This window comes from Acidimicrobiales bacterium (assembly GCA_035630295.1).
Classification (GTDB): domain Bacteria; phylum Actinomycetota; class Acidimicrobiia; order Acidimicrobiales; family Iamiaceae; genus Iamia.
Genome location: DASQKY010000033.1, coordinates 22,732 through 29,184 on the forward strand (window position 1 = coordinate 22,732; position 6,453 = coordinate 29,184).

5 protein-coding genes and 1 tRNA gene are annotated in these 6,453 nt (G+C 73.3%); all 6 read right to left on the reverse strand.

Going from position 1 to position 6,453, the window contains the following annotated elements; genetic code table 11:
* Positions 1-68 precede the first annotated feature (68 nt).
* Positions 69-1,052, reverse strand: coding sequence for a Gfo/Idh/MocA family oxidoreductase (locus tag VEW93_08775; GenBank protein ID HYI61882.1), 984 nt, complete (start codon positions 1,050-1,052; stop codon positions 69-71).
* Positions 1,053-1,331: 279 nt separating this feature from the next.
* Positions 1,332-1,405, reverse strand: a tRNA-Ile gene (locus VEW93_08780).
* 69 nt (positions 1,406-1,474) lie between these two features.
* Complete coding sequence (locus VEW93_08785) at positions 1,475-2,332, reverse strand: DUF3566 domain-containing protein (GenBank protein HYI61883.1); 858 nt, start codon at positions 2,330-2,332, stop codon at positions 1,475-1,477.
* Positions 2,311-2,712 (reverse strand): hypothetical protein, encoded by a 402-nt coding sequence (locus tag VEW93_08790; GenBank protein ID HYI61884.1) that lies wholly within the window; start codon positions 2,710-2,712, stop codon positions 2,311-2,313. Before VEW93_08790 ends, VEW93_08785 begins: the two co-directional genes overlap by 22 nt.
* Positions 2,713-2,806: 94 nt before the next feature.
* Complete coding sequence (gene gyrA, locus VEW93_08795) at positions 2,807-5,302, reverse strand: DNA gyrase subunit A (GenBank protein HYI61885.1); 2,496 nt, start codon at positions 5,300-5,302, stop codon at positions 2,807-2,809.
* A gap of 13 nt (positions 5,303-5,315) precedes the next feature.
* Positions 5,316-6,453 (reverse strand): toprim domain-containing protein (locus VEW93_08800; GenBank protein HYI61886.1); only part of this gene is annotated, 1,138 nt, incomplete at its 5' end.

Consider the following 6,453-nt stretch of genomic DNA (forward strand, 5'->3'; position numbering starts at 1 on the left):
CACTCTATGTGGTGAGAAAACCACTCACAAGGGCCGAACGGCTCATCTTGCCGGCGCAAGGAATCGAGTCACCCAGTGAACGCCGCCGTCTTGACCCCCCTCTCGGCCAGGTGGGCCAGCAGATCGCGGGCTCGGGACGAGGCGGCCAGGCCGCCGGCGCCGGGAGCCACCCCGAGCTCGCGGCGCGCCGCCGCCGTCGCCACGACCGCGGCCACCGCCCCGCTGGCCACCCCCGGCCGGTCAAAGGCGCCGTACACGATGGTCTCGTACCGCCCGTCGATCCGGCCCCGGACCTCGGCCCGCACCGCCCCCACCGTCCCCTCGGGGTGCGGCCGGCGCAGCATGGGCAGCCGGGCCGTCAGCCGGTCGCGCCGCGTGGCGGCCAGACGGGCCGTGACCCGGTCGATCTCGCCCAGGGCGTTCACCAGCAGGAGGGCGTCGGGCAGGGCGGCCCGGTAGCAGTCGGCCGCCCCCACCGGATCCGGGAACCAGCACAGCTCCCGCCCCGAGCCCGCCGGGCGGCGCTGCCAGCCCCCGTCGCGCCAGTCCACGGCCGTGCCCCCCAGGGCCCGGTGGTGCTGGCGGGCGCACTCCGGCCCGCCGGTGCCCAAGCGGGCCACGTGGATCTCGGTCACCTCGTCGAACAGGTCGGCGGCGTGCCGGGCCAGCAGGCAGGTGAGCCCCGGCGAGAAGGCCGCCCCCACCACGACGTGCACGCCCCGCACCTCGGCCGCCGGCCCCAGGTCGAGCAGGGCCTCGACGTCCTCGACGGCGTCCGAGGTGGAGACCACCGAGATCCCCCGCTCCACCAAGGGGAGCGCGGCGGCGGCGTGGGAGCCGGGCGGGAGGGCCAGGACCACGACATCGGCCTCGGGCGGCGCGGTCACCGCCTCGTCCTCGGCGATCGCCACCTCGCCCAGCGAGGCCGCCACCTCCTGGCGCCGGTCGCGCCGGGGGTCGCGCAGGACGACCTGGTCGATCCCCGGCGTCGAGGCCAGCTGGCGGGCGACTCGGGCCCCCACGGCGCCGAGTCCCAGGACGGCGGCCCGCATCAGCGCAGGTCGGGGCCGGAGAGCTCCCGCCACCCACCGGACTGGGGAGGGGTGCCGCCCGTGCCACGCAGGCGCACGAAGGCGGCCACCAGGCCGGCCAGGCCGAGCGCCACGAGTGCTCGTCGGAGAAGGGTCACGGGGTGCGCTCCAGGTCGGTCGGCGGGATCGGCACCACGGGCGTCCCGGCCACCAGCCTGGCACCGGGGGCGACCCGGGCCGAGGGATGGTGGGCCCGCCGGGTCGCGGGGGGCACACCACCGGCCACGACCAGGTGCTGCGTGGGGCTAGCTGGAATCGAACCAGCGACCTCACCCTTATCAGGGGTGCGCTCTAACCGACTGAGCTATAGCCCCGGGGCCGGTGGACACTATCCGTCGGCTGCCGGCGGTCGCCACCCACCCGCCACGGGCCGGCGGGGCCGGTCAGGGAGCCGGCGGGGCCGGATCGGCAGGGCCCGGGGCACGACCGGCGCGACGGCGCGAACCCTGGGTGCCCGGTGCCCGGGGACCGGGCCGGCCATCACCGTCCTCGGCCGCCCGAGCGGCGCCGGGCCGGCCCGAGCGCGCCGGGCGATCACCGGGAGCCGGAGCGCGGCGGCGGACCGGAGCTCCGCCGTCGATCGGATCTGGCGGCGGCGGCGGCGGACGGGCCGGGGCCGGCCGGGCGGGGGCGACGGCGGGAGGCTGGGGGGCCGGGGGCCGGGGCGGCGCCGGCGGGGCCGAGAGCGCCGGGGACGGGCGCGCCGGCTCGCCGTCCACGATCTCCTCCAGGACGATCAGGCGGATCCCCCCGGTGACCTCGCTGATCAGGTTGACCAGGGCCGTGGCCAGGACGGTGAAGACGGTGAAGGCCAGGGCGCCGACCGCCCCGATGAAGGCCACCTGGCGGAACATGCGATCGCCCTGGAAGCGGAAGTCCTCGAAGCCGGAGTCGCGGAGGAAGCCCTCCAGGTCCTCGATCAGGCCGGTGGTGTTGGCCAGGCCCCACAGCATGGCCACCGCGCCCAGGGCGACGCCCAGCATCACGGTGTTGAACACCAAGCTGACCTTCAGCACCGACCAGAGCTCGATCCGGCGCAGCACCCGCCGGACCCGGCGGGCCTGCGGCCGGGGCTGGCCCCGTCCCCCGGCCCGCAGCGGGGTGCTGACGGCATCGGCCAGCGCGGGGCCGGATCGCCGAGCCCGGGCCTCGGGACGTGACCGGGCGCGCTCCCCACCGGCGGCGGTGGGGGCGGCCGCCGCCCGGTCGACGGGGGCACCTAGCCCTGACTCGACGGACACGGTGGCGAAGTGTACGAGATCGCCGGGCCTTCCCCCGTCTCCACGTCGCACCACGTGCCCTCCCGCCGGGCCCGGGCCGTGGCCGAGGCCCGCCCGACCCGCACCGTCACCACCACGTCGTCGCCCACGGCGGCCACCTCGACCACCGTGGCGCCGTTGGCCGCGGCCAGGCGGCGGGCCGACTCGGCCCCCTCGGCCGCCCCGGCCAGGGCGGCGGCGTCGGCCGCGGTCCGGGCCCGCGCCGCGTCGAGGGCGGTGGCACCGTGGTGGACGAGGCCCAGGACCAGGGCCCCGGCCAGGGCCACCGCCCCCACCAGCAGGGGGACGGCCTGGCCCCCCTCGGGGGCGGGACGGCGGCGGGTGGAGCGGTGGCGGTGCACGGGGACCTCCGGCGGGGCGGGACGGCGGCCCCACGGGGGGCGATCCGGCCCCGGCGGGCCGTCGGAGGTCGGCGCCCGGGGGGCGCGTCGAGCTCTAGGCGGCGTCGTCGTCGCCGGAGAGCACCGGGGCCACCGCGGCCACGGACTGCCCGTCGTCGACGTTCATGACCCGGACGCCGGTGGCGTCCCGGCCCTGGGACGAGATGTCCCGGACCGGCATGCGGATCACGACACCCCCGGAGGCCACCACGAAGACCTCGTCATCGAGGCCGACCATGAAGGCGGCCACCACCGAGCCCTTCTTGGCCGTGAGCTTGATGCCCCGCACGCCCTGGCCCCCGCGGCCCTGGGCGTTGAAGTGCTCGAGCTGGGTGCGCTTGCCGTACCCGGCGTCGGTGACGATCAGCATGGCCACGTCGTCGCGGCAGACGTCGCAGGACACCACCTCGTCGCCGGCCCGCAGCTTCATGCCCCGCACGCCGGCCGCGGCCCGGCCCATGGCCCGGACCTGGTCCTCCGGGAAGCGAATGGCCTGGCCCAGCTTGGAGATCATGAGGATGTCGGCGCCGCCGTCGGTGGGCAGCACCCGCACCAGCTCGTCACCGTCCCGCAGGTTGATGGCGATGAGGCCGGTGCGCAGCGACGAGTCGTACTCGGTGAAGCGGGTGCGCTTGACCTGGCCCAGCTTGGTGGCGAAGAACAGGTAGGGCTGCGACTCGTAGTCGCGGGTGTCGATGATGGCCTGGATCCGCTCGCCGGGCTGGAGCTGGACCAGGTTGGGCATCGCCGTGCCCCGGGCCGTGCGCTCCTTCTTGGGGATCTCGTGGGCCTTCAGCCGGTACACCCGGCCGAGGTTGGAGAAGAACAGCAGGTAGCTGTGGGACGTGGTGGTCAGGATGTGGCTGACGTAGTCGCCGTCGCGCAGCTTGGCCCCCGCCACCCCCCGCCCGCCCCGGCCCTGGGCCCGGAACGTGTCGGCCGCCACGGTCTTGATGTAGCCCTTCTCCGACAGGGTGAGCACCAGCTCCTCGTCGTCGATGAGGTCCTCGACGTTCATCTCGCCGGGGTCCAGGGTGATGATCGATCGGCGCTCGTTGGCGAAGCGGTCCCGCACGTCGGACAGCTCGTCCTTGATGACGGTCCGCAGCTTGGCCTCGTCGGCCAGGATGGCCTGCAGCCCGGCGATCTCGCCCTGGAGCTCGGCGATGCGGCGCTCCAGGTCGATGCGGGCCAGGCGGGTGAGCCGGCCCAGGGCCATGTCCAGGATGTGCTCGACCTGGACCTCGGAGAACTCGAAGGGCTCGGCCATGAGGCCGACCTTGGCCGCGGCCCGGTCGTCGGAGCCCCGGATGAGGGCTATGACCTCGTCGATGACGTCGATGGCCTTGAGCTCGCCCTCGCGGATGTGCAGCTTCCGCTCGGCCTCGGACAGGCGGTGTTGCGACCGCCGGGTGATGACCTCGACCTGGTGGTCGACGTAGGCCTGGAGGGCCTGGACCAGGTTGAGGGTGCGGGGCACGCCGTCGACCAGGGCCACGCAGTTCACCGCGAAGCTGGTCTGCAGGGAGGTGTGCTTGTAGAGGTTGTTCAGGACCACCAGGCCCGGCGCGTCGCGCTTGAGCTTGATGACCAGGCGGGTCTTGCCCCGGGCCGACTCGTCGTTGACGTCGGAGATGCCGTCGATGACCCGGGCGTCGACCAGGGCCTTGATCTCCTTGGCCGTCTTGGAGATGGAGGTCTGGTACGGCATCTCGGTGACGACGATCTGGTCGGTCCGGGCCCCCTCCTCGATCTCGGCCACGGCCCGCAGGCGGATGGAGCCCTTACCGGTGCGGTAGGCGTCGACGATGCCCTGGCGGCCCATGATGAGGGCGCCCTTGGGGAAGTCCGGCCCCTGGACGAACTTCATCAGGTCCTCGGGGGTCGAGTCCGGGTTGTCGATCAGGTGGATGGTGGCGTCCACCACCTCGCCCAGGTTGTGGGGCGGGATGTTGGTGGCCATGCCCACGGCGATGCCCTGGCTGCCGTTGACCAGCAGGTTGGGGAACCGGGCCGGCAGGACGGTGGGCTCGGTGACCTCGCCCGAGTAGTTGTCGACGAAGTCGACGGTGTCCTCGTCGATGCCGTCGAGCAGCACGGTGGCCAGCGGGGCCAGGCGGCACTCGGTGTAGCGCGAGGCGGCGGCGCTGAAGTCGGGCGAGCCGAAGTTGCCGTGCCCGTCGACCAGCACGTGGCGCAGCGAGTGGGGCTGGGCCATGCGCACCAGGGCGTCGTAGATGGAGCCGTCGCCGTGGGGGTGGAAGTAGCCCATGACGTGGCCGGTGATCCGGGCCGACTTGAGGTGGCTGCGGTCGGGGCGGGCCCCGATGTCGTGCATGCCCCACAGGATCCGGCGGTGCACGGGCTTCAGGCCGTCGCGCGCATCGGGCAGGGCCCGGGACACGATGACCGACATGGCGTAGTCCAGGAAGGAGCGCTCCATCTCCTCCTGGATCTCGATGGGCTCGATCGGCTCGCGGGCCACCACCTCGCTGGCGCCGGGCGGGGGCGCCGGCGGGGGGGTCGGGGTGGGGGTGCTGTCGTCAGTCATGGCGTGCGGGTCCTCAGATGTCGAGGAAGCGGACGTCACCGGCGTTGGTGACGATGAACTGCTTGCGGGAGTCGACGTCCTCACCCATCAGGATCGACATCACCTCGTCGGCCAGGGCGGCCTGCTCGACGTCCACCCGCAGGAGGGTGCGGTTCTCCGGGGTCATGGTCGTGACGTGGAGCTCCTCGGCGTCCATCTCGCCCAGGCCCTTGAGGCGCCCGAAGTCCTTCTTGTGGTTGGGCCGCTCGGCCAGGAAGGCGGCCCGGGCGGCATCGTCCTTCAGGTACACCTTCTCCTTGCCCACCTCGGTGGAGTACAGCGGGGGCTGGGCGATGAAGATGTTGCCGTTCTCGACCAGGGGCTTCATCTGGCGGAAGAAGAACGTGAGCAGCAGGGTGCGGATGTGGCTGCCGTCGACGTCGGCGTCGCACATGCAGATGACCTTGTCGTAGCGGCGCTTCTCGAGGTCGAACTCCTCGCCCACGCCGGCCCCGATGGCCGAGATCAGGGCCTGCACCTCGATGTTCTTGAGCATCTTGTCGAGGCGGGCCCGCTCGACGTTGAGGATCTTCCCGCGGATGGGGAGGATGGCCTGGACCCGCGGGTCACGTGCCTTGATGGCCGAGCCGCCGGCAGAGTCGCCCTCGACGATGAACAGCTCGCACTCGCTGCGGTTGCGGCTCGAGCAGTCCTTCAGCTTGTCGGGCATGCCGGCGCCGTCGAGCGCGGACTTGCGGCGGGTCGCGTCGCGGGCCTGGCGGGCCGCGGCCCGGGCCCGCTGGGCGGCGATGCCCTTCTTGACGATCTTGTTGGCCTCGGTCGGGTGCTCCTGCAGCCAGTCGCCGAGCTTCTCGTTGGTCGCCTTCTGCACGAGGGTCTTGATGGGCGGGTTGCCGAGCTTGGCCTTGGTCTGGCCCTCGAACTGCGGCTCGCGCAGGCGGACCGAGATGATCGCGGTGAGACCCTCACGGATGTCCTCACCGGCCAGGTTCGGGTCCTTCTCCTTGAGGAGACCCTTCTCCTTGGCGTAGCGGTTGACCGTGGTCGTGAGCGCGGCGCGGAAGCCCTCCTCGTGGGTGCCCCCCTCGATGGTGGCGATGCCGTTGGCGAAGGAGTGCAGGCCGTCGGTCTGGTAGCCGGTGCTCCACTGG

Excerpts from the sequence above, each read along its gene's own strand:
- VEW93_08775 (HYI61882.1), bottom strand. The coding sequence starts at position 1,052 with ATGCGGGCCGCCGTCCTGGGACTCGGCGCCGTGGGGGCCCGAGTCGCC.
- gyrA (HYI61885.1), bottom strand. The coding sequence starts at position 5,302 with ATGACTGACGACAGCACCCCCACCCCGACCCCCCCGCCGGCGCCCCCG.